This window comes from Algibacter sp. (assembly GCF_049667265.1).
Classification (GTDB): domain Bacteria; phylum Bacteroidota; class Bacteroidia; order Flavobacteriales; family Flavobacteriaceae; genus Algibacter_B.
On sequence record NZ_JBATHX010000398.1, the window covers coordinates 1 to 24,060 of the forward strand.

Genomic DNA, 24,060 nt, shown 5'->3' on the forward strand with positions numbered 1-24,060 from the left:
GAGAATACTATACAAAAGGGGGAAATCTTGAAACGATCAAAAAAAGATATCTATTATTTAACTAACAGACCGATATAAATTTACACTAAATTTTAAACATAACCAATTAGTTTTCAAGCGTTTTAAAAAGCTTAATAACACTTTTACAAAGAGCTATATGTTGATGCGATGATTTGTTTTGTCTGCTAGCTAACTAACCTTACCCTAAATTTATGTCAGGGTCTCACCTACTTTAAATGAATTTCTTAGACACGAAATTCTTAAACAAGTATGGAATGACTAAATAAAGTCTTTAAGAGTTATCAGAACAAAATAATCTATTCAATTGAAGTTCAATATACTTTTAAGTAATCGGGAAAAAGCTTTAGAGGAAAGCAGGTATCAGCTTCAAAAAAACTGCGTTTATATTATAACTAAGCTTATAAATTAACAAGCTGATTATTAATCTTTAATTTTTCTAAATACTCAATTATAGAAAAAACACTTTGAAATAATGTTTGCTTTATTTCCTTTTTTTCTAAAACACTAATATTATATTTTAAAATAATATTCTGGTTTTTACTCATGGCCTTGATTAGACTACTAATACTATAGGACTTATGGTTTATTAAATTAGTGCTAATGTATCCTATGTGATTTAAATCAAATTGATTAAACATGAATCTGGCCCCTGATCTTACTGCCGAAATATCTGATTTAAACTTTTTTATATCTACTAAAGAAACATTTGTAGAGCACGAATCTTTTATTTCTTTTAGTAATTGAAAGGTATTATCTCTACTGGCATTATTAACTAAACAGAGCTCTAAGTTTTTAGCTTGATTTAGATGTTCATTAAAAAACCCAGTATCAATATCCTTTTCATTATTATGAAATACTATAATGACTCCTATTTTCATTGTTAATTAAATTAGTAAGCTACATTCAATTCTTTTACTACAACAGAATTAGCTTTTGATTTTTTTCCTCTGTATACCCAAGCAATTTGAGCTAATTGACCAACAATTTTGACCGAATCTTTCATTGAAAGTTTAGAACCATCAGCATGAATCCATCTTTTTAATGGTTGCTCACATAGCATAGATTTTGCTTGCGCTAAACCAAAATGATTACTCATTCTTTTAAAGATTTCAACATCAAAAATCCATTGTGTTACAAATTGTTTATTGAATGCAATACCAATAACATCTTTATGGAAGATTTTAGCACCACATTGCGTATCTTTAAAATCCATTTTTAAAATCTTTCTGATAATAAAATTAATAGTTAAACTAATTATTTTTCTTGCAGATTCCTTGGTAATATTTGCTCCCATTCTTGCAATACGAGAACCACTAACAATTTTAAAATCAGAATGTTCAATGGTTTTAACTAAATCGTCAAAGTCTGCCAAATCTGTAGATAAATCGGCATCTAAAAACCCAATATAATCTAAGTCTTCTTTTTTAGCCATATGTAGCATTCCTAAACGTACAGCTTCTGCTTTACCTCCATTTTTATCGCAGTCATAAACTGTTATAAAATCTTCTCTACCTTTTTGTAATTCTTTTAAAACTTCTAAAGTTCTGTCTTTACTTCCATCGTTTACAAAACATAAATGGTAACCAGAGTTTTTATCTATATAATCTATAAATTCTTGGCTTAGTAAACGTTCTTCTTCATTATAACAAGGAATAACAACCCCAACACATCGTTGTTGAATCATGACATCGCTTTTTATAGTTGTATTTTTAACTTCGGGAGCACCAATTAATCGTTTTACACGTGCACAAATTTCGTTCAGGCTTAATGGTTTCTTCATGTAATCATTAATTCCTAATTCAAAACCAGCAGTAATAACATCGTCTTGAGTATTCCCAGATAATACCATTATTGGTGTCGTGTTCTTCTTAGAATTTCTTATATATTTTACAATTTCTAATCCTGAAACACCGGGCATATTAATATCTACAATTACTAAATCTGGATTAAACGAATTATAAAGACTAATTGCAGAAACAGCGTCAGTTTCAATTTTTACATTATATCCTAACTCCTTTAATCTTTTCTGCATTGGTAACAATACTAATTGTTGATCGTCGATGGCTAATATTTTCATGATAATTGATTTTATTATTAATTACATGACAAATGTACATTTGAAGACTCTTTTAAAATTAATATTTAGTCTAAGTTATAGGCATGTGTAGACGAATGGTAGATTTGTGTAGATAAATAAAATATCATACCGCAATTAAATTATTTATCTTTACCAAGTAGCTATTACCGGTCAAGTAATAAATGAAAGAAACCACTAATAAATACTTAATTGTTGCCTTAATTATAGGAATAGCTTTTCATGGCACCTCTATATTCTTTACCTTAGAGACTACTTACGATGCTTTAATTCATTTATTCTTTGCAGACCATTATGCTAATAGTTGGTTTGAACCATGGAACTATAAATGGTATACAGGCTTTACAGTTATGAGCTACCCACCGCTAGTGCATCAATCCATTGCAGCACTTTCATTAATTGGTGGATTAAAGTTCGGTATGTTTACAGTAGCGTTAATAAGTATTGTGCTTTTTATCACTAGTGTTTATCGCTTTTCTTTACTTATTACATCAAATAAAACTGTTGCAGGTTATGCCTCTATCTTGGCTGTTTTTTCATCGTCTTTTGTGGAAACCTTACACGTGTTTGGGCAATTACCAAGTATTATAGGTATATCTGTTTTAATGCATTCACTCCCCGAAATATATTTATGGTTAAAAACAGGACGTTATAAATATCTTTTTACATCGCTATCTTTAATTTCGGTTACGGTAACATCGCATCATGTGACTCCCATTTTTGGAATGATATTTTTCATTTTTCCATTAATTGGTATGGTTATCATGGATGTGTCTAGAGAACAAGTAGATTCTACCAAAGCCATTACAATTAAGGTATTTATTAATAGCTTTTTTAAACTTTTTAAGCGTATTATAAGTTTTGGAATGCTATCCTTAGTCATTATAGTGGGTTGTATTTTACCTTACTGGATAAATTCTAAAAACAACCCCATAACACAAGTTCCTATTCCGCATGGGTCACGAGACAACTTTTTAGAGATTACCTCTTCTGGTTTAGTATTCTTTTTAATTCCATGGGGCGTTTTACTAATTCTATTGCCTTATATATTCTATAGATATTATAGCAAGCGCTATCTGTTTTTTGGACTTTCAATAACGATACTTACTGTTTTAGGCACCGGTGGCACCACTTTTATTCCTAGACTATTTTTAGGAGAAACAGCATTTAACATACTAACTCTAGACCGTTTTACACTTTGGGCGTCTATAATGTCTTTACCCCTTTTTGGAGAGTTTGTATATCGTTTTGTTGAAGGCGATTTAAAACAACTTATTCAGAATAAATTTGGAGCTATTTACCACAGATTAATTGGGGGTTTACTAGCTGGACTCTTTTTATTTATGACCATATTTACGATGAGTCTGAGTTATTTTAGACCATCGCAACCGCAGCAAATAAACATGTTGCCTATTATAAATTTTCTAAATCAAGACCAGCATGATAATTGGCGCTATATGACTTTAGGATTTGGCGACCAAATGGCATGGTTATCTGCACAAACCAATGCCATGAGTGTAGATGGAAATTACCATTCTGCAAGGCGTTTACCAGAATTAACCACGCGACCTATTGAGCGTTTAGAGAATTCTAAATTTAAAGGTGTTGAAGGTATTGGCTCACTACAGCAATTTTTAACCACTCCAGAAAAATATAATTTTAAGTATATTTTTTCTAACGATAAATTTTATGATCCTATTTTATATTTCTGTGGCTGGCAACGTCTAAGGCAATTAGAAAACGGTATTCTAGTTTGGGAAAAGTTAAATGTGCCTCCTGTTTCCTCTATTTTACCAAAAGATGATGTTCCTAAATGGTCAAAAATACTTTGGGGTATTATGCCTTTTTTAACCGTTATTATTGCTTTTATTTTAACTATTCAGATGCTTTGGGTACATGCGTTAAAAACCAAAGTTAAAAGTGTTCCTGATTTTTTAAAGTTCCCGATTAGCTATACTAATTTTTCAAGAACCATTCTTAGAGTAACCCATATTTGGTCTGTAATTCTAGCAATCATTGTGTTTTATGGCATGTATCTATTCTATATAAAAAATGATTCGCATCATTCTCCAGAAAATGCTTTATTAGCCTATTATGATGCTTTAGATTTTAAAGAATTTGAGACTGCACATGGTCTTATAAACCCAAAAAGTAATCTGCCAATTGCTCAGTATATGTTGGAAATATCGGTGACTGATGGTTTATTGAGCTCCTATGCCAAATTAGATGCTATTGAAACCATAATTACATCAGAAACGGATAGTTTAGCTACCGTAAAAGTAAATACCAAATGGATTACACCTCTTGAAAAAATAAGTAAAACCGATTATAAAACGGTAACTAAACTAGATGGTAAATGGTATGTAAACCCTGATGATATTGATTTGGATTTACCTCCAGACCAATTGTATTCTGATAATGTCACAAAATATTTTAATCAAGGGAGACGCCGTATCACCACAGAACAAACCCACCATGAGGATGTATTAAAACAACCCGTTTTAGAGGTTCTTTCAGCTAAACTAGTAAAACACAATGGTAGCTTTGCTTTAATTGGGGAATTACAAAATATAGATAACGTACCTGCCGATGTGGTTTTAAAAGGCACTTTATATAACGATAAGAATAAAGAATTAGCAACCCATAATGCGAAGTATCATGTAAAACACAAACTAATGCCTAAGGAAGTGAGTTCTTTCAAAATTAATTTTGAAGGTATTGCTTGGTCTAAAACTCAAGACTCTATTCCCAAAACATTTAATCCAGATGAGTTCACTCCTTTTGAATTTGAAGAACAACCCACAAAATTCAACTTACAAATTGCAGGTAATGTTTCGGGCTCAGATTTATATAAAGGTACAAGTTTAAGTGCTTTAGATATTTCAGAAGAGAGTATTAAAGGAAAACTATTTAATTCTGGATTGGCAGAAGTCACCATTCCTCAATTATTGTTTACATATTATGATGAAAACAAAAAAATGCTTTGGGTGGATCATCAATTTATTGCAGAGGGTATTAGGCAACAACGACAACAATCTTTTGAATATCCTATGCTTAAAAATGATACCATCACGGTTATAAATGAGGATATGAAAAACTGTTTTGTAAACGGTCTACCAAACGAATCTATTGCTAATAAAGTGGTGCCAAATAGAATTAACAATCAAACGCGCACGGTTTTACAACCTATAAAAAATGCAAACTATAGTTTTATTAAAATTGAAATAAACACCTATATAGGAAACCCTAATTAATGAAGTTGAATTTTACATATCTGCTTATTTCTGGATTGATAGCTTTATTATCAATAACTTCTAATGGAAACAATGGAGATATTCAGCTTCTTACTAAAGAAACTACATTTGAAGCAGGTCAATCTATAATTTTAAAGTTTTCAAGTAATGCTGACGAAACACCTAGTTTGTATGTCAGTAATAGTTATGGTTCTACTATAATTAAACCTAATATAGAATCTGGAATTATAAATTATCAAATACCCCAATCTATAAGCAACAAAACGGGAATTGTTAGTTGGAAATTAATAGCTGATAGTTCACTTTCTGGAACATTCAATATTATATCTAAACAAAAAACAGTGGCTCTAGAAACGTATTTAGGTCCGCCAAGTATTCAAGCTGGTGGAACAGATTACTCTATGTTAATTGTTATTCCAACGGATAGTTATGATAATCCTTTGGCTGACAGCACTAAGGTTACTGTGAAATATCAATTTTTAGACAATCAACATATTGAGGATGTCCTTATAAAAAATAGAATAGCTTATAAAAACATTTACTCAGAAACTAAAACAGGAAGAATATTGGTGTCGTCAGAATGTACAAGCCTAAATTCAAAAGAATACACGGTTAATGTAATACCCGCAATACCAACAAGTTTTGTTATTTCATATCAAAGAAATCATGGCTATGCCGATGGCAACCAAATTACCACCTTTTCAACATCCATTATAAAAGATAAGTATGGTAATATCGTTAGCGATGGTACTTATGTAGATTTTTTTATTAGTAATAATTCAAAACATGTTTTAAAAACTTCTGGCACGTCTATTAACGGTATAGCAAATGCTAAAATGATTCATCCGGATCATGAAGACCAATGGACTGTTAAAGCCTTTGTTGAAGGCATGGCAGAAAGCAACCAAATTGCATTAATTTATAACCCCATAATCTCAGACTTTAAAGCAGTGTTTTCAGAAAGTAATAGAACAATAACCATTGGCCCTTTAAAAAGTTTTATGAATCAAATGATTCCTGATGGCTTGGAAGTATCACTTTCAGTTTATAAAAATTATATAAAACTAAAAACACTTACTAAAAGTTCTTTTGAAGGTTTTGCTACTTTTAAATTAGATAATAACAATTTCCCAAGCAAAAATTATACGCTTAAAATAAAAACGGCTGGCGCTGAGAAAACATACCCTAACATAAAGCTATGACAGTTATAAACAAAAACATATTACGTAGTGCTTTAGTCCTGTCTTACATCGCTATTATTGCTTTTGTGTTATTTGGTATTGGCAGTTTATATAGTTACTTAAACACTGGTGCAGATCGCAGTACCATGCTGCATACAGAAATTAAAAAAATAGACCAATACTTACCAAAAATAGCATGGAGTCCATTAAATAATGAAGGGCGACCAATGGATGAGCAAACTTTAAATGCCATTGAAAATGATTATTTAGATGCTTGGTATGTTAAACATGTGGCTTACAAAACCAATACTTTATCAGGAATTGATGATTATTATACGGAGAGTGCTCGGAAAAACATTAATGCCTTTGTTGAACAAAACACTTCTAAAAACATTTCTATTGAAGGTACCACATTAGAACATCATCTGACTCTAGAATTTTTTAGTGAAGATGGACAATTGGCTGTTGTTACAGATGAAAATGTTATTGAATTTAAACGAGTTTTTGAAAATGAAATACTTGTTTTAGAAACTACAGAGCAAACAACTTATAAAATAATTCTTCTGTTAGAAGATGGTTTTTGGCGTATTAGACACATGATAAAAGAGTCGAGTGACGACTATAAAGATGCATTCGCTCAAGCTACAAATAAAGTTGATATCATTAAAGGTATTAACTATTACCCGCAAGCTTCGCCTTGGGATATGTTTGGTGATACATTTAATACGGTTACCATTGCAAAAGATTTCAAAATCATTAAAAATACTGGATTAAATAGTATTAGGATATTTATTCCTTATGCCGATTTTGGAAAAGCGAATGTTAAACCTGAGAAACTCAATAAACTTATACAAGTTTTAGATTTAGCTGAAGCTGAAAACTTAAAAGTAGTTGCAACACTTTTTGATTTTTATGGTGATTATTCAGTTTTAAACTGGACATTAAATCAACATCATGCAGAAACTATCGTATCCGCATTAAGAAACCACCCTACTCTTTTAGCTTGGGATATTAAAAACGAACCCAATTTAGATTTTGAATCAAGAAATAAAGAATTAGTCATCGCTTGGTTAGATAAAATGATTGATTTAGTAAAATCTACAGACCCAAAACATCCAATAACCATTGGCTGGTCTAATGCAGAAAGCGCTCCAATTCTAAAAGACAAACTAGACTTTATAAGTTTTCACTATTATGAAGATTTGGATGATTTAGAAAACACTTATAAAAATCTAAAACTTGAAATTCCAAATAAGCCAATAGCTATTACAGAGTTTGGGTTGTCATCTTATAAAGGACTCTGGAATCCTTTTGGGAATAATGAAGAAGATCAAAGCGACTATCATAAAAAGGCTCAAGCTATTTTAAGTATTAATGATATAGGTTTTATGTCCTGGACACTTTATGACTTTACAGAAATACCAAAGGAAGTCGTAGGTAGACTTCCTTGGAGAAAACGGGCTCAAGAGTATTTTGGTTTCATCAATAAAAATGGTGAGATAAAACCCGCTTTTAAATACATTGCTAAAGAATAATATCTTCAGACTTATTATAAGTATTCGTTGTATTTAGAACACTAATTTTTTAACAAAACATGGGGCAAAAAAGGCTTCGATTTAATACTATATTAAAGTAGAACTTCTTTAGTATTAGTAGGGTTTTCATTTATTTTATTTAAAATAATAGTTTCAAAAGTATTTAAGTACATATCTGCTATTTGAGACATAGGATGTGCCGTTGCTGCTTTATAATTCACTTTGCCTAATGCCGTTCTATAAGTGTCATTAGTTACTATATTTTCAATAGCTGTTGCTAAACTTTCAACCGATGTAGGTTCAAAAAACTCACCTCTATACCCTTCATCTTGTACTAATAAAGCTAAATCTCCCAAATCTGGCATAACTACCGCTTTACCGTAACTTCCTGCTTGGTGTAATACGCCTGAACTTCCTGTTGTAGAGGTGTATGGAAATACTACTACTGCACTTTCAATAAATAATGTTGGTACTTCATGTTCTTCAACATAACCGGTAAATCGTACTTGTGGCACATGCTTATAATTTTCCTGCACTTTAGCTAAATAACCTGGCACATTTGGGTTGTCTGTTCCTGCAATAACAACCTCTAAATCTAATCCCGTAGATTGTCTTACTTTTTCAACAGCCTCAATCATACTTTCAACCTTTTTATAAGTTCCAAACTTTCCAAAAGTCATAATTTGCATAGGTGCGATTGGCACTTTATATTCTGGTTCTTCAGGAATTTCAAAAGTCCCGTGAGGAATTAATTTTACGTTTTTAGCATTATACTTTTCTTCTAAAATATCAACATACTTTTGCATTGTTACGGCAACGGTATCGGCTTGAAGAATTAATCTTGTTAAACTTGAACCTATAAATCCATAAATTTTCTGCATTAATTTATTACTTGTGAAACCTGCGCTTCCCAAGTCTACTTCTTCAAGTATATTATGTAATAAAACAATGTTTGGAATATTTTTAAGCTTACAAACTAATGGTAACATTAAACCTAATGCTGCAGCAACTTTTTTGTCGCCAAATTTCATAAACTGTAAATTGAATAAAACAGCATCTGGTTTAACTTGGTTTATAGCTTTTGTTACATTTAAAATGTTTGTATAGCTATTAAATGTCCAACATTCTTTAATGGTTATTTTACAACCAGCTTCTGTAAATTCAAAATCTTTTTCACCTTCTGTAGTATCCGTTAATAATACTAATTCTGTGATGTCTTCTTTTTTTCTGAAGTGTTTTACTAAATGGTAAGCATATTCATTTAAAGTGACTTTACTTGGAGGATATGCTGTTACGATTGCTAATTTCATAAGTTTTATTTTTAATGTTATTTACTAATTACAGTACAAATTTGGGGTTTTATTCACCTAAAATCAGTCACTTGTAGATGGGATGACCTTTACTGTAGACGAATGGCAATTCTCTTTAGTTTAAGCTGTTTTAGACTTTATTTGATCGTATTTAAAAAATGCTAATTGAATACCTAACAATAATAACATAGCTATTATTTGCATGTGTACCACTTGTTCTAAACTATCATGATAAAAGATAACTAATGCCATTTGAAGCATCCCGAATACACCTGAAATAACTACAGGAATATATTTATCTAAAGACAAGTAGTAATAGGCGAATATGTTAGATATGGCAAACATTGAGGTTGCAATAGCATATTTCCATAATAATGGAGCCATAGCTGTATAACTATCTCCAAAAAGCAGTGTAATAATAGTTTCTGGAAAACTTACGCAAACCACTATAATACTAATCGAAATGGCAGCAATATAACCTACATATTCAAAAAGTGTTGGCGCTGTTTCTTTTCCCTCTTTTTTAAGTTGAACTACCGTTGGTAATAACAACATAACAAACATCCAAGCAATGAAGTAAACAATTCTACCAATTAAGGCTAAAGAGGCATATAAACCTGCTTCATAAGATTCAAAATAATGTTTTACTAGAAGTATATCGCTATTGTTTATTATGATTTGTGTTAACTCATAAAATGCAGTGATAATAAAGAAGCTTCTTATTTCTTTTGAATGCGTTTTACTTAATAAGAATGCTTTCTTGGGAAGAATACTAGGGAATTTAAATGGTATTAACCCAAATAGAAAGGATGCTAAAATACCAACCGAAATAACAACCGACGATTGTATATCAAAAATTAAAATAAGCCCTAAGGTTATAATTAAACGACTTAACATCTCACTTTGGTAAGTAATAGATAAAGATTTAAAGGCCTTTTTACCTTGAAAAACACCTCTATTTACACTCATTAAAAAGTATAGCGGTACACCACAACCAAAAACAACAAACATATTTGATGACGATGTATTAAATAGATTTTGCAGTTGGTTTGCAAATACTATTATCAGTACTCCCATTAAAACGCCAACCAACAATGCGTTTTTATATATTTTAGAAACGAAACTTTTAAAAACTTCGTTTTCAAAAAGCACTGAGAACTTAGCTGTTACTAATTGAAAGGTCATAGCTGCAAAACTCAATACCAATAAAAATGTAATAAGCACTGCGGCATCTGCAAATTGCGCTGGTCCTAAAATTCTGCCAAGAATTAAATTATATAAATAATTCCCCCCATTTACTGCTAGAACACTTAACATAAATAGTTGCTCTTGAGTAATTTTTTTAGATTTTAAAGTGGCTATAATTTGCATGACTTTAGTTTTAATGTTTGGTTTCTTTTTAAATTATGCTGCTACCGACATATCAATAGATTCGTAAAGATCTTTACAACCATAACCAATAACTGAAAACGGTTTATTATAAAATTCTGCTGCGTCAAAAAGGTCTTCTATAACTTTTAAACCGTTTTTATCAATTGCTGTAACCTTTTCAATATTTATGGTTAAAGATTTTGTGTAAGCTAGTAAGAACTCTAAATGATTTTTAAATTGTTTAACTGTAGTGGCGTTAATAGTGCCCTCTACTAAAAATGTTTCGTTGTTTTCCTTAATTGTAAGTGCCATAATCTCTATTTTTTAATTAATATTTGTATTATTTCTGACACAAAGATGCTTTAAAAATCAGTGTAGCGTCGTTGAATTTCGTTCAGTTGCAGTTTGCTGTAGACGAATGATTCAATACTATTGATTAACTTGCAACTGTAATAAATTAAACAGACTATGCCCTTTAAAAAGTTACTACTATTACTTGTTTTATCTGTATCTACCTTTATTTATGCACAAGACATGCAAGAAGGATTCACCTATTTAGAAACTGGTAAATACCCAAAAGCAGAAACGTTTTTTGAAACTATTCTAAAAGAATACCCCGATAATAAAACGGCAAAACTATGTTATGGGCGTGCTGTTGGTTTACAAGGAGCATCAGAGAAAGCTGTTACTATTTTTACAGACTTACTAAAATTATATCCAAACGATTTTGAAATTAAACTAAACTACGCAGAGTCTTTACTTTGGGATAAAAACTATACGGATGCTAAAACCTTTTATGAACGTTTTATTAAAGAAAACGACCAGAGTTTTCCAGCGCTTTTAGGATATGCCAATACCCTGTCCAATCTTAAAATATATGATGAAGCGTTAATTTATGTGAATAAAGCTTTGGAGGTATTACCAGGAAACCCAAACGCCTTAAACTCTAAAAAATATATCTATTTAGGGTATGCGTATCAAAACCAACAAGCCCAAAATTACGAAGAAGCAGAGCGCCTTTTAAAAGAAAATTTATCGCTTTTTAAAGATGATAAAGACACACTTTTAAATCTAGCAAACTTGTATTTAATTGCTGGCGAATTTGATAAAGCCGAAACCACATACAACACCATAGCCAACAATCCAGTAAATAAAACAATGGCATTAAACGGGCTTGCGCTAGTAAAACATTTAAAAGGTAAAGAAAAGGACGCTTTAACCATTAGTAAAAAAGCGTATAACAGTATATCAACATTAAACGATAAATTACTGATACAACAGACCAAAGAACGATACATTCAAGCGCTTATTTGGAATAATAAATATAAAGACGCACAAGTTTTAATTGATGATTTAAATGAATCGCAACCTAATGAAAATTGGATTTTAGCCTTACGTGCTACTTTAAACATTTATAAGAGTGATTTTAAGAAAAGTGTTATTGATTACAATCGTATTTTACAGAATGATAGCAGTTCTTTTGATGGCAACTTAGGAAAAGCAAATGCTTTAAAAGCCATTGGTTATTATGATGATGCATACCAATCCGCAGAAAATACGTTAACTTTTTACGACAAGCAAAAAGATGCCACCAATTTTATTAAAACGTTGAATACAAGTTTTACACCGTTTTGGGAAACCAAAGTCTCCTATTCTTTTGATAATGGTGATAATAAAGCGTTTGCGATACAAACCAAAATAGAATTTCCGACTTCAACCAAATTTAAGTGGTTAGCAAATTATGGATATAGAACAACCAGCAATAAAGTAACCGTTAACGATGCCACATCAAACGACTTTTCGTTAGGATTAGCTTATCAATTATTACCTAACATTACCTTTAAAGGTACAGCTGGAGTTACTTCTGCAAAAGCAAATACAAGCGATTATACGCAATTAGTAACCGATTTAGCTTTAAACATAAAACCATTTAAACTGCAAGTTTTAGATATTGGATACAAAAGTGAAATACAAAGTTTTAATGCGGAATTAATAGATCGAGAAATCGTGATGAATAATCTGTATGCTAATTATAACCTAAGTACCAACTTCAATTTAGGATGGTTTACACAATATTTTCACACTTGGCAAAACGATGAAAACACGAGAAACCTATTGTTTACTTCACTATACTACAACATACTAAGTAAACCAGCATTAAAAGCAGGTTTAAATTACCAATACATTACATTTAAAAACCAAGTACCTACCATTTATTTTAGTCCAGAAAAATATAACGCTGCTGAAATATTTATAAACCTGATTAAAGATGAAGTGATTACCAAACCCAACGAATGGTTTTACGAGTTAACTGCTGCAACAGGGTTACAATATATTGAGGACGACAGTAGCCAAAGTACATATCGTATACAAGGGAAGTTAGGTTATAAATTTACAGATCGTGCGTTATTAAATCTTTACGGTACCCGAAGTAATATTGCCTCGGCTACTGCGGCTGGTTTTACATTTAATGAAATTGGGTTGCGTTTTAAGTGGTATTTGTGCGGGAAGCCTGTATTTAGAGAATAGAACTTGTCTATTTGAAATATTGAAAACGCTAAAATTTAGTCGTAATTAGGGATGTTTAAACCTAAAAAAATATTTCTTTCTGCAAGAAGAATACCATTAAGTTTTTTAAGCTCTACCACACCGCTTCCAGCTCGGTTCTTTAATTTTTCTTTTTTAGAAACAGTCAATTTAGGGTCGTCAACAAAAACAATTTCATCTATATAATATTCATTTCTATTTGGCTCTTTAATGGTTATATGAATATGCTCAGGTTCTTGTCTATTAGGATATGCAGCTGGCCTAAAAGTAAAAAATGTATACCTCCCCTCTACATCAGTTTTTGCCCATCCACGAATAGACCCATGTCTTTATGCCCATCCTATTTCATTCCCTTTGGTTTCATAAATACTTTCTCTATTCGTATGGTAGATATAGATTATTACATTTTCTGCTGGCGTTTTTCCATCCTTATTAAATACAATTCCAGTTATTTTCATTTTATATTCATTAATATGAAAATTAGGAAGTGTATCTATTGAAGTAATAACTTTATTTCCAAACTCAAAAATAGCTTCACATCCCTCGCAGGGCCCTCCAACAATTTGGGTGGTTTTATTTTTTTTAGTTTGCCCTTGACAAGACATTATGACAAGAATAAAACATAATTTGTATAGCAGATATCTCATGTAAACTTATTTTAACCAACCCCCCGACAAGAAGCGCTATTAAGAATAATCAATAATTCAATTGTTATACTAAATATAATAAAAAAAGAAAAGGCAAAAAACTTGCGTCCTTTGCCCTTTCATTCGAAATAGATTGGTTATTATTCAATTACAAAAGTTCCCAAGTAATTTTTATTCGAATCTCCTTTAAGAATATATTTATAAATTCCGGTGGATAACTTTTCAGAGTGATAAACCGCATATATACCGTTAGCTTCTGATTTTATTCTCTGATTATCAATTGTTCTTCCCATAACATCAATAACTTTGATGCTCACAAATTGAGTTATCTCAGGCAACTTAATTGTAGTCTTTGATTTAAATGGGTTTGGAAAATTGCTTAAAGATTTATTTACTTCGGGCGATTTTTCAATCGATAAGCTTTCTGCAGTCCCGAAGGCTAGTTTATTGATTTTAATTGAAAAAGGTTTGTATATAGCATAATCTCCAATAACCGAGAATACGACGGTTTTAATATTGGTTATAGGTTCCGTAATACCACTAACATTTACAAAATCGTTAAATGAAATGCTATAAAAGGTCTCCGATTCATTTGCAGGAATGGTATAACGTAAACGGTTATTCCAGTCTGTTAAATTCTCGGGCATCAAAATTATTTCTATCGCCTCATTATTTGCAACCTTGAATTGAATACTATTAAAATCAGTTACATTTAAAGTTTGGTCTCTTGGCTGTAAATGTCTAAAAAGATTAACATTACCTTTTACAACGCCAGATACGGATGGTTGTCTTTCTACTTCATATAAATTGTCTTCGTATTCAACCAGAGCGTTTTCCACATTTAAATTATCAATAGTGGCGTAATCTTCCAGATAATCAACACCCCAAGGACCGTCTGTAAAATATAGCGAATCCTTTTGGCTTGATTGCGTTGTAGGTATAGAGAGTTCGATAGCAAACAAGTTACCAGTTTCTATTATAACAGTTTCATGCAAGTTTCCCGTTAAGGTAACGGTATTTTTCATTTTAATCCTATTAGAGACTTCAGTAGCCATAATATTAGCTTCAAAAGTTACAGACTTCGCCTTCGATTTATTGATAATTTCAAGATGAACTGTTCCGTTTAAGTAGAAACCAGACCTTACAAAAACCTCTGGCACATTATTACTTACTGAAGCATGATCTACATTACCAACAAAATCGGTGTCTGCATTGGATTGTTGATTATCATTCGAATCGAACTTACCTAGCTTAGTTAAAGACGTCCAGTTTCCTGATACTGGTTGCAAAGTTGATTGTTGTGCCTCAACATTACAGACGCAAATAATTGTTATATATAGTAATAATTTTTTCATGGTGTTATAATTATTAAGACAAAAATATTTTAAAAGACGCCCTGTTTTTTTATTATTCGTTTAGCTAAGTTTATGTATAGATGAATGGTAGATTTATATAGATAAGCTAATTATCGTTTTACAAATATGTTTGTAAAATAGTTTCTACCATCTTCATCTTTTTTTGTAGAAATACCAAAATCTGTAAACCCTGGATTTTCAATATTTTTTCTATGCCCATCACTTTTTAACCAAGCATTTACGATAGATTGTGCAGAAGAATATCCATATCCTACATTTTCTGAAACGGATGTAGCATTCACTCCCTTTTTTAGATTTTCTGATCGATTAAAAAAATAATCATGACTAGGTTCTCCGTGTTTAACCATATATTGACTGTGAGTAATAGCTTCTTTTGTGGCTTCGTTTAAAATAATAAGTTCTGATAAACCTTTTGAAATTCTGTAAGCATTAATCATCTCAACAATTTCATAGTCCATTTGAGTGTATTCAACTTTTATGTTTGTTGATTTATATTCATCCAGCATTTGAACATCTTCCTCTACAGAACAAGAGATGAATGAAAGATTTAATAATATGATGACTAATACAAAAGATAATTTTTTCATGAGATTCAAGTTAATTTCATGAAAAAACTATTTTAAATGGGAGTCCTATATTTTATTTTTCGATTAGTCCATCTTAAAGTGTAGATGAATAGTAATTAATTGCAGATAATTGATTGAAATTTTTTTAAGCGATAGTTTATACTCTAAAACAAAAAAGGGCAAAAGATTTCTCTTTTGCCCTTATACCAACATATAAAATTATTGATAAAAATATTTTAAACCGTTAAATGTTTTGCGGATTTTTCGTAAGGACGGTACTTTTTTTTGAAAGTTAATATACTGTTATGTTTATATGAATGGTTTAAAGCAAGTTTAAACGCTTCATTAGTTCGGGTCTGTTTGAGCGACTTACAGGAATAACATCTTTCTTAATAAGTACACTATTATCCTCAATATCAATTATTTTTTGGACATTAATAATATAAGAACGATGCACTTTTAAAAACAAATCGTTAGGTAATTTGTCTTCTATTTTTTTTAATGTAGAATGTACGGTGTAGTTTTTCTCCTCAGTTTTTACTTGTATATAATCACCTTTAGCTTCAATTAAGTAAATAGTTGGAATATCTATTTTTATCAATCGCCTATCAATATTAATATACAAATCGTGTCCAGAAGATGTTTCTACAGCGTTTTTAGTTTCCTTAATTCTTTTAGAAGGTGTATCAGAAGACGCCGCCTTTTGAATGGCTTTATCAAAACGATCTTGTGTAATTGGTTTTACTAAATAATCTATAATACAATCATATTCAAAAGCTTGAATAGCGAATTTTGGATCAGAAGTCGTTAATATTATTTTTGGTGGGTTTTTTAAAGTTTCAATAAAATCGAACCCCGTAAAATCTGGCATATGTATATCCAAGAAAATTAAATCAATTTCATTTTGATTTAAATATTTTATAGCTTGCATCGCATTAGGAAAATCTTCTAAAACATTTAAGCTTGGAATATTTGTACAAAGTTGTGCTATGATTGCTCTAGCAGTAGCCTCATCATCGATAATAATACAATTCATAAAATAACATTATAGCGTAGCTAAGAAGTTGGTAATAATTTTTAATATGATTTCAAATTCTGCTTTACCCTCTGCACTGTTCTCTAATAATTTATCTTCAAAATTGGCAGCAACTTCATAACTCTTTTCAAGCCCTAAAATACTAATTTTATGTTTAAGTTTGTGCACATTCTCTGAAGCTTTAATAAAATTATTAGATTTAATATTATTAAGGTAGAGCGCTTTCTCCTCCGGGAATTCCCGTTTAATTACAGCAATTAATTTATTCTGAAACGACATATCATCGCCTGATAATTGTTCTATATAATTTAAATTTGGTGTTTCTTTTATCATTTTTTAAGAGTAAAATAAAATGTTGTTCCCTTACCTAATTCCGAATCTAACCAAATTTTGCCTTTATGTTTTTCTACTATTTTTTTAACTATAGATAAACCAATACCTGTGGAATCCTTGCTTTTATTTAAGAAGTGAAATATCTTAAATATTTTGTCGTGATACTTTTTTTCAATACCCATTCCATTGTCCTTAACAGAAAATTCGTAAAATGAATTTTTCTCTTTGAAATCTATCTGAATTAAGCCAGTTTCCTTGTCCATGTAGCGGATTGCATTACCAACAATATTTTGAAATAATTGCTGTAACATGGTGCTGTCTCCGGTTATGGTGGGTAATGGATTTAAAATTTCTAATTTTATGTGTTCAGGTATGTGCAAAATCTGTTCCATGTCAGACATTACTACATTCAAATCTACATTTTCTTTTGGTGAAGAGTCGATTCCAACACTGGAGTATTCAAGAATGTCTGAAATAAGATTTTCCATTTTTTCTAGAGTAGTCTCTATAAGCCCAAAATTTTGCATACTTATATCATCCAGTTTCCCCTTATTATCCTCCTTTAACCAACTAACTAAAGCATTTATACTTCGTAATGGTGATTTTAAATCGTGAGAAACAATATGGGCATATTCTTGAAGTTCGTTGTTTGTAATTTCAAGATCATGTACAAGTTTTTCTTTTTGTTTTTGTAGATTTTTTATTTCTGTTATATCTAAATGAATACCAATGGATCCAGTAACTTTTCCATTTAAATTGTAGCTAGGGGCACCACTTACCAACCAATTTCTAAGTTTTCCATCTTTTCTTTTTACAATAACTTCGTATGAGTTGGCCAATCCTTTTTTACGATTATTATTTTCAGTTACAATGGTTTCTGTGCTTTTTTCTAAAGTAAAAGTTTCGTTGGCAATTTTTCCAATCAATACTTCTTCATCATATCCTGACATGTCAGCAAAACTATTATTAACCATTAAAATCTTATCATCAAGGTCAACTTCCATAAGACCCAAATTCATATTTGCTATAATGTTGCTATATTTTTGCCTTTGAGATTCTAAACTTTTACGATATTTTCTTCTTAATGTTACATCTCTATAAGTCCATAAATGTCCTTTATAAATACTATTTTCATAAATTGGAATATAATCACGTTCTAGTATTTTACCATTAGCCATTCTAAGTTCTTCTCCTAATACTGCTTTTTTGTTTTTTAACAAATTGTCAATGCTTATCACAAAATCATCAGGGTTTTCTAAAAGACCTTTACTTTGTTCTGCTGAATCTGTACAATCTTGACCGATTAAGACATCTGGAGATACTGGAATACTAAAAAATTCACAAAATTTATTGTTCGTAATCACAATTTTTCTATTCTCATCCTCGAGTAATACTCCGCTATCAAGATTTAGAATAAGGGTAGATAATCTGTTTTCCGACTCTATAAGTTGTTCTTCAGCTTTTTTACGTTCTCTAAAATCGATAGCACTTTTTAATTGTAAAGCAACAATACCTGCTATACTCATTAACATATTTAAATGCTTTTGGGTGAAAAAGTTTACTTCTTCATGTTCTGAATCTATAACTCCAAGCACCTTATCACCAATCATAATAGGTATTGTGATTTCTGATTTTTTTTCTACAATATCTTTTACGTATCTTTTGTCTAGATCAGTATTATTAACAATTTCAGCCTTACCAGATTTTGCTACGGAGCCAACAATGCCAACTCCTTCTTTTAAAACTATTTTATTAACAATTTGGCTATTTTCATCCAATTTTTTTCCAAATGCTGAAATTTGCTCAAGTGTATTATCAGAGTCGTGATAAAGATAAATGACACAATCTTCAGACTCTAAATAATTAGCTATTTTATCTGTTATTTGATGGGCTATTTCATAAATATCAAATTTTCCTAAAATAGATTGAGCAATATCATTTATTACTTCAACTACTAATTCTTTTTCTCTAACTTTTGTAATGTCTCTAATAATTCCTTGTACTGCAACTGCCTCATCATTATCATATATTACACTCGCGTTAACGTGGACTAATTTTGACTCATTTTTAATAGTATTTAAACTTATTTCAAAATCCGTTAAAGTTCCTTTTTTTAGTAATTTTTTAAAAGAATTAGTAACAACTTCCGTATCGGAAGGAAAAACCATATCAGTTAGATTGAAATCTACTTTTTCACTCTCAAAACCAAACAAATTAACCGCGGCATTATTCATTTTTAGAATATTACCAGTTAAATCCATGATAACGTATGCGTCTACTATGTTTTCAAAAACCCCTTGCAATTGGGAGTCTGTTTTGTTAAGTAATTTTTCTAATTCAGAATACGATTTTTGGAGAAGCTGTTTTGATTCAAATAATTCAGCCGATTTTTGTTCTAAAATTTTTTCTGCCGCTTTTCTAGCAGTTTTTTCGCGAGTGAGAGCTCGCTGTAAAATGTCAATCTGATTTTGACTCATTAATTCTTATTAATTACAAATCTAACTTCTGTACCGTCTTCTTTCAATTTCTCTAAAACAATAGTTGCTGTTGAGTTAAAATGTTCAAAAGTCTTATTCATTAAACCTAAGCCAAAATGATGCATCGCTCTACTCGATTTATAAATCATTACTAGTGAGTTATCTGTTTTTTTAATAACCTCAAAAGTTGGCAGCTCTGCATCAGGATATATTTTTCTTACCTCTACATGAATATGGTTTTCTATTGAAGAAATCATTTCTATAGGGTCGTTATAAGTAGCCATAAGTCCTGGGTAACTCTGCTCTAAAACACTAAAAAAATGTTCTGCATAAACTAACAATAAATCATCAATTGAAATTCCAGTATTAGTACTTAAATGTTGAAGTAATTGAAGCATTTCGGAAAACTTATAAGTCCCTACAGATGTATAAGCACCTTCAGACTCTAAGTTTGATGAACTTATTATCCTATCAACCATTTCAAGACCAAACTTAACTTCAACTAAATCTAAGAACTCTGTAAATACAATACCCTTCATTAAATATGTTTTAATTCATTTATACTCCAATATGCCAACAACTTATCTATTTTAGTAACATAATCCTCATATTTCAATGGTTTTAAAATATAGCCAGCAATACCAATTTTATAACACTCTAATAAATCTTTTTGATTACTTGAAGTTGTTAGAATGATGGTCGGGATATATTTTAATTTCTTATCTTTTTTAAGTATGTTTAAAAACTCAATACCATTAATCTTCGGCATGTTTAAATCTAACAAAATAATATCTGGTATGCTATCTTTTTGTTCTAAAATTTTAAGCGCTTCCTCACCATCATGAGCTTCAACTATTTTATGTTTAAGTTTTAAGGAAGAAACTGTCCTATTCATTTTCATTATTTCAATTATATCATCTTCAATTAGAAGAATTTTTAAACTGCTACCTTTCATCTTTTCAATTTTAAAAGTGAAATTAGTTTAAATGGAAGTAACTAAAATTATCCTTCGATAAATTGATATTAACTGTCGACGGATAACAGTTTAGTGTCGACGAATGGTTTTTGAGATTTGGAATTATGCAGCTGTAGTTCGCAGTAATCTAGACGTATTAATTGTGTTAATTTTAGAAATTAATTTAGCCGTCTCTAAGTCGTGATAAAAGTCTTGTGAGAAGAAACGACGCTGATCGTCTGTTATATTAATTTCTAATAGACTAATAAACTCTAGATGTTTTAGGCTTTTGTTTAAAGTATATTCTTCCGTTGATTCTAATGAAAACTCTTCTTTCGTGCAATCAATATTTTCTACACTTAATTTAATATGCTCCGTTTTAGAATTAAGCATTAAAAAATTAACTATTGTTCTCAAGCTGTTGTTAAATGTGTTTTTCATTAGTACGGTTTTCAAATCTACTTTATTTAGATTACAAATTTACATACGTATATCGAAAAAATTAAAATGAATCTTTAAATGAAAGCAATTACTAGTTAAGAACAATAAGAAGTATCGACGAATGGTTTTTTGCCAGCCTTATTTTACTAGAGTTTTCTTTTCAAAACTACTTTTAGGCGCCTCACAAAGCGAGCATTCATAATCCGAAGACAAACTTTCAAAAGAAGTGTTTGGAGCTATCTTTTGTGTAACATCGCCATAAACTTCGCTATAAATCGTCATACATTCTGAACACTGATAAACCTCTTCCTCAGTAGTTTCTTTATTAGAAACTTGAGCATTTTCCTCTTCTTTTTCCGTTCCTAATTGCTCGAAATATAATTGGCTTAATTCCATTAATAGACCTGGCAATTCTACTTTATCTACATCTTGCACATGCATGATATATTCTTGGGTATTTGGGTCGAAATTTCTAGCATAAAGCAAATTGTAGGTGTCTCTTATTTTGAAACCTCCAACAACTTCTGGTTGTCTGTTTTTTTCGATTACTATTGAAGTAAAATTATAGGTATCACTATTATAACTTGTTATCCCGAAAGTTAAACCATAAGTACTTATATCGTTTTGATCGAAATTGGTAACTAAGTACTTTTTTAAGCTTAATGCATCTGTATCATTAACCGGTAAATGCCAATTCATCTCCAACATAGAGTGACGCACATTTATTCCGTATTTACCTAAAAACTTTTCCCATTTAAGTTTTGATTGCAACGGAATTCCTTTAACAATAAATGATTTCCATGGCGTGATAGAAATTTTACCTATTTTATTTTCTGAACACAGCTCGCACATGGCTTTCAAAAAAGGAATATCATAGCGGTTATTTCTCCAATATAACCCTAACCAGTAGCGGTCTGTACCAATACGATTCATCCCTTCATAATATGGGAAAGGATAAAACGGAACTTCCAAAGGTTTATCAACGGTTCGGTTATCGGTATCGACAGCGTCGTTTACTAAATCGAAAACGGTTTCGATAGTTTCTGGTTCCTCCATTAAAATGTTTTCAATGGCAAATTCTATTTTTCCCATATCCCAACTATAAATAAGAGCTGGATACATTTTTGTTTTTTCCCAACCTGGAAGTCTTAAATACAAATACCAATAATCTTCATGCTCTGACGCTACAAAATTAACGTTTCCTGTAAATAATGGTACTAAGCGTTGTTTTGGATCGGTAACATTAATACGAAGTTTTGGATGGTGTTTAAATTGCTCTAACACATACAAATACCTGTCGCTTGTTAACCATGAGGTGTTTTGTAAAATTTCGGCAGACACATAAGATGAGGCGATATTTTCAATACCATCGCGCTTAGGTTTTACAAATTGAATTTTATTAAACTGCTCGAACTTACTTTCATCAATAGCTTCGGGAAAAATAATATCTTGACGCGAACCAAAAGAAATGGCATCTAAACCTAAAGCCTCTGCGGCTTCGCAAATGTATTTTAATTCTCCTGGCGATAAAACACCACCGTTAATTCGTAATCTATATGGCTCTGTCATTATGCTAACACTTTTGAATTTTGAAGAATCTCGCGAACTTCGGTTTTACAACTTCCACAACCTAAACCGGCACCCGTTTTATTACACAATTCGGTAAAATCGGTACAACCACCTGCAATGGCTTCTTCTACATTGCCCTCGCCCACTTGACTGCAGGAACATACTAGTTTTCCCAAAACAGGTACATCATTTGAAGACCCACGAAGTAATTTGTCGCGTTTATCAGCCATTTCAATTTTACTTTCAATCATGGTTTTAAACTCGGCAAATTCATTTTTATCGCCCATTAAAACAGCTCCAATCAATAAATCGTCTTTAACAATACACTTTTTGTAATACCGCTTTTTAATATCTGTAAAAATGATTTCTTCATAGCTATCATCATTATCAGGCACATTAATTTCGCCAATGCTACAAAGACTTAAATCGTTGAATTTTAGAATATTCATCAATACTGATCCGTTATATGCAGAACTAATATCGCCGGCAATATAATTGGATAAAATGTTGGCTTGCTCTTCTGCTGCCGATGTAATTCCGAATAACTGATTCTTGAATTCTGCAATTTCACCAATGGCAAAAATATCTGGATAGGAGGATTGTAAATGCTGGTTTACCTTCACGCCTCTTCCGCATGAAATGCCATTTGCTCTGGCCATTTCAATGTTTGGAATGGTACCAATAGCGTACACAATAGCATTGGCTGTTATAAACTTTCCACTTTTTAAAGTGATGTTTAGCTCTCCTGTATCTTCATCATCAAACACAGTACTTACTTCATTATCAAAATAAATTTGAATCCCTCGCTCTTGAACATCTAATGCCAATAATTTACTAGATACTTTATCTAACTGACGCTCCATTAACCGCGACCCACGCTGTACAATGGTAATTTTAGCGTTTTTATGTTTCATGGCTGCGGCGAGCTCTAAACCAAGCAATCCGCCCCCAACTATCACCACGTGTTGCTCTTCTGGCGGTAATCCTGTGGCGTCTAAGTAGTTTTTAAACCTATCGGCATCACTTTTATTACGCATGGTAAACCGGCCAGGAAGATCAATTTGAGCATCCTTAGGAACAAACGCCCTACTCCCTGTTGCCAGAATAAGCTTATCAAAGGTATGGGTATCCCCATTACTATCAGTAACCTTCTTGGCATCCCCATCAATGTTCGTAATAAAGGTTTCGGGGTGTAATTTAATGTTGAGTTTATCTAATTCCTTGTTTTTTATTTTTAAAAGTTGTTCCCAAGTTAATTCTTCGGTGACATACTCTGGCAATAATACACGGTTGTAAAAAAGATTTGGTTCTTTTGAAAACACATGGATTTCATCCTTTTCATTATA

Annotated in this window: 20 protein-coding genes; 4 read left to right on the forward strand and 16 right to left on the reverse strand. The window is 31.2% G+C overall.

Features of this window, described 5'->3' with window-relative positions; all coding sequences use genetic code 11:
- Window positions 1–419: 419 nt before the first annotated feature.
- Entirely contained in the window at window positions 420–899 is a 480-nt protein-coding gene (locus WBN21_RS13820) for a family 2 glycosyl transferase (protein WP_424201250.1), read from the reverse strand.
- Window positions 900–910: 11 nt separating this feature from the next.
- Complete coding sequence (locus WBN21_RS13825; RefSeq protein WP_424201252.1) at window positions 911–2,098, reverse strand: response regulator; 1,188 nt, start codon at window positions 2,096–2,098, stop codon at window positions 911–913.
- 182 nt (window positions 2,099–2,280) lie between these two features.
- Here WBN21_RS13825 and WBN21_RS13830 point away from each other — a divergent pair, with 182 nt between their 5' ends.
- Genes WBN21_RS13830 through WBN21_RS13840 form a run of 3 tightly spaced genes read left to right on the forward strand, consistent with a single transcriptional unit; the run spans window position 2,281 to window position 8,086 of the window.
- Window positions 2,281–5,370, forward strand: a complete 3,090-nt coding sequence (locus WBN21_RS13830) for a hypothetical protein (RefSeq protein ID WP_424201254.1) — start codon at window positions 2,281–2,283, stop codon at window positions 5,368–5,370.
- A complete protein-coding gene (locus tag WBN21_RS13835; protein WP_424201256.1) occupies window positions 5,370–6,572 on the forward strand; it encodes a hypothetical protein in 1,203 nt (400 codons plus the stop codon). Before WBN21_RS13830 ends, WBN21_RS13835 begins: the two co-directional genes overlap by 1 nt.
- Entirely contained in the window at window positions 6,569–8,086 is a 1,518-nt protein-coding gene (locus WBN21_RS13840; protein ID WP_424201258.1) for a glycoside hydrolase family 2 TIM barrel-domain containing protein, read from the forward strand. The genes WBN21_RS13835 and WBN21_RS13840 overlap by 4 nt, the downstream gene beginning before the upstream one ends.
- A gap of 92 nt (window positions 8,087–8,178) precedes the next feature.
- On the opposite strand, the gene WBN21_RS13845 is transcribed toward WBN21_RS13840, so the two are convergent.
- The 3 genes from WBN21_RS13845 to WBN21_RS13855 all read right to left on the reverse strand — a co-directional run bounded on the left by WBN21_RS13845 (window position 8,179) and on the right by WBN21_RS13855 (window position 11,079).
- Window positions 8,179–9,396 carry a glycosyltransferase gene (locus WBN21_RS13845; RefSeq protein WP_424201260.1) on the reverse strand — a complete coding sequence of 406 codons (1,218 nt, stop codon included), beginning with the start codon at window positions 9,394–9,396 and terminating at the stop codon, window positions 8,179–8,181.
- Between the two features lie 120 nt (window positions 9,397–9,516).
- A complete protein-coding gene (locus tag WBN21_RS13850; RefSeq protein WP_424201262.1) occupies window positions 9,517–10,767 on the reverse strand; it encodes an oligosaccharide flippase family protein in 1,251 nt (416 codons plus the stop codon).
- A 33-nt stretch (window positions 10,768–10,800) separates the two neighbouring features.
- Entirely contained in the window at window positions 10,801–11,079 is a 279-nt protein-coding gene (locus WBN21_RS13855) for an STAS domain-containing protein (RefSeq protein ID WP_424201264.1), read from the reverse strand.
- A gap of 156 nt (window positions 11,080–11,235) precedes the next feature.
- On the opposite strand from WBN21_RS13855, the gene WBN21_RS13860 reads away from it, so the two are divergent.
- Entirely contained in the window at window positions 11,236–13,296 is a 2,061-nt protein-coding gene (locus tag WBN21_RS13860) for a tetratricopeptide repeat protein (RefSeq protein WP_424201266.1), read from the forward strand.
- A 347-nt stretch (window positions 13,297–13,643) separates the two neighbouring features.
- On the opposite strand, the gene WBN21_RS13865 is transcribed toward WBN21_RS13860, so the two are convergent.
- The 11 genes from WBN21_RS13865 to WBN21_RS13915 form a co-directional block, all read right to left on the reverse strand.
- On the reverse strand, window positions 13,644–13,961 hold the full coding sequence (locus WBN21_RS13865) for a hypothetical protein (RefSeq protein WP_424201268.1): 318 nt from the start codon (window positions 13,959–13,961) through the stop codon (window positions 13,644–13,646).
- A 140-nt stretch (window positions 13,962–14,101) separates the two neighbouring features.
- On the reverse strand, window positions 14,102–15,316 hold the full coding sequence (locus tag WBN21_RS13870) for a hypothetical protein (protein ID WP_424201270.1): 1,215 nt from the start codon (window positions 15,314–15,316) through the stop codon (window positions 14,102–14,104).
- 110 nt (window positions 15,317–15,426) lie between these two features.
- Window positions 15,427–15,924, reverse strand: coding sequence for a CAP domain-containing protein (locus WBN21_RS13875; protein WP_424201272.1), 498 nt, complete (start codon window positions 15,922–15,924; stop codon window positions 15,427–15,429).
- A gap of 301 nt (window positions 15,925–16,225) precedes the next feature.
- Window positions 16,226–16,939, reverse strand: a complete 714-nt coding sequence (locus WBN21_RS13880; RefSeq protein ID WP_424201274.1) for a LytR/AlgR family response regulator transcription factor — start codon at window positions 16,937–16,939, stop codon at window positions 16,226–16,228.
- 9 nt (window positions 16,940–16,948) lie between these two features.
- Complete coding sequence (locus WBN21_RS13885; protein ID WP_424201276.1) at window positions 16,949–17,272, reverse strand: Hpt domain-containing protein; 324 nt, start codon at window positions 17,270–17,272, stop codon at window positions 16,949–16,951.
- The gene (locus tag WBN21_RS13890; RefSeq protein ID WP_424201278.1) at window positions 17,269–19,749 is read right to left on the reverse strand and encodes a PAS domain S-box protein; all 2,481 of its coding nucleotides are present in this window, start codon (window positions 19,747–19,749) and stop codon (window positions 17,269–17,271) included. The genes WBN21_RS13885 and WBN21_RS13890 overlap by 4 nt, the downstream gene beginning before the upstream one ends.
- Window positions 19,749–20,288, reverse strand: coding sequence for a heme NO-binding domain-containing protein (locus WBN21_RS13895; RefSeq protein WP_424201280.1), 540 nt, complete (start codon window positions 20,286–20,288; stop codon window positions 19,749–19,751). The genes WBN21_RS13890 and WBN21_RS13895 overlap by 1 nt, the downstream gene beginning before the upstream one ends.
- Complete coding sequence (locus WBN21_RS13900) at window positions 20,288–20,704, reverse strand: response regulator (protein WP_424201282.1); 417 nt, start codon at window positions 20,702–20,704, stop codon at window positions 20,288–20,290. Before WBN21_RS13900 ends, WBN21_RS13895 begins: the two co-directional genes overlap by 1 nt.
- A gap of 123 nt (window positions 20,705–20,827) precedes the next feature.
- Window positions 20,828–21,145, reverse strand: coding sequence for a hypothetical protein (locus tag WBN21_RS13905; RefSeq protein WP_424201284.1), 318 nt, complete (start codon window positions 21,143–21,145; stop codon window positions 20,828–20,830).
- 138 nt (window positions 21,146–21,283) lie between these two features.
- The gene (locus WBN21_RS13910) at window positions 21,284–22,714 is read right to left on the reverse strand and encodes a rubredoxin (protein ID WP_424201286.1); all 1,431 of its coding nucleotides are present in this window, start codon (window positions 22,712–22,714) and stop codon (window positions 21,284–21,286) included.
- The coding region (locus tag WBN21_RS13915) for an FAD-dependent oxidoreductase (protein WP_424201288.1) at window positions 22,714–24,060 on the reverse strand (1,347 nt) is incomplete at its 5' end. The genes WBN21_RS13915 and WBN21_RS13910, both read right to left, overlap by 1 nt.

Coding starts and splice junctions, on each gene's coding strand:
- WBN21_RS13890 (WP_424201278.1), bottom strand. CDS start 19,749: ATGAGTCAAAATCAGATTGACATTTTACAGCGAGCTCTCACTCGCGAA.
- WBN21_RS13905 (WP_424201284.1), bottom strand. CDS start 21,145: ATGAAAAACACATTTAACAACAGCTTGAGAACAATAGTTAATTTTTTA.
- WBN21_RS13845 (WP_424201260.1), bottom strand. CDS start 9,396: ATGAAATTAGCAATCGTAACAGCATATCCTCCAAGTAAAGTCACTTTA.
- WBN21_RS13895 (WP_424201280.1), bottom strand. CDS start 20,288: ATGAAGGGTATTGTATTTACAGAGTTCTTAGATTTAGTTGAAGTTAAG.
- WBN21_RS13850 (WP_424201262.1), bottom strand. CDS start 10,767: ATGCAAATTATAGCCACTTTAAAATCTAAAAAAATTACTCAAGAGCAA.
- WBN21_RS13865 (WP_424201268.1), bottom strand. CDS start 13,961: ATGAGATATCTGCTATACAAATTATGTTTTATTCTTGTCATAATGTCT.
- WBN21_RS13880 (WP_424201274.1), bottom strand. CDS start 16,939: ATGAATTGTATTATTATCGATGATGAGGCTACTGCTAGAGCAATCATA.
- WBN21_RS13860 (WP_424201266.1), top strand. CDS start 11,236: ATGCCCTTTAAAAAGTTACTACTATTACTTGTTTTATCTGTATCTACC.
- WBN21_RS13820 (WP_424201250.1), bottom strand. CDS start 899: ATGAAAATAGGAGTCATTATAGTATTTCATAATAATGAAAAGGATATT.
- WBN21_RS13870 (WP_424201270.1), bottom strand. CDS start 15,316: ATGAAAAAATTATTACTATATATAACAATTATTTGCGTCTGTAATGTT.
- WBN21_RS13840 (WP_424201258.1), top strand. CDS start 6,569: ATGACAGTTATAAACAAAAACATATTACGTAGTGCTTTAGTCCTGTCT.
- WBN21_RS13855 (WP_424201264.1), bottom strand. CDS start 11,079: ATGGCACTTACAATTAAGGAAAACAACGAAACATTTTTAGTAGAGGGC.
- WBN21_RS13825 (WP_424201252.1), bottom strand. CDS start 2,098: ATGAAAATATTAGCCATCGACGATCAACAATTAGTATTGTTACCAATG.
- WBN21_RS13835 (WP_424201256.1), top strand. CDS start 5,370: ATGAAGTTGAATTTTACATATCTGCTTATTTCTGGATTGATAGCTTTA.
- WBN21_RS13910 (WP_424201286.1), bottom strand. CDS start 22,714: ATGACAGAGCCATATAGATTACGAATTAACGGTGGTGTTTTATCGCCA.
- WBN21_RS13900 (WP_424201282.1), bottom strand. CDS start 20,704: ATGAAAGGTAGCAGTTTAAAAATTCTTCTAATTGAAGATGATATAATT.
- WBN21_RS13875 (WP_424201272.1), bottom strand. CDS start 15,924: ATGAAAAAATTATCTTTTGTATTAGTCATCATATTATTAAATCTTTCA.
- WBN21_RS13885 (WP_424201276.1), bottom strand. CDS start 17,272: ATGATAAAAGAAACACCAAATTTAAATTATATAGAACAATTATCAGGC.
- WBN21_RS13830 (WP_424201254.1), top strand. CDS start 2,281: ATGAAAGAAACCACTAATAAATACTTAATTGTTGCCTTAATTATAGGA.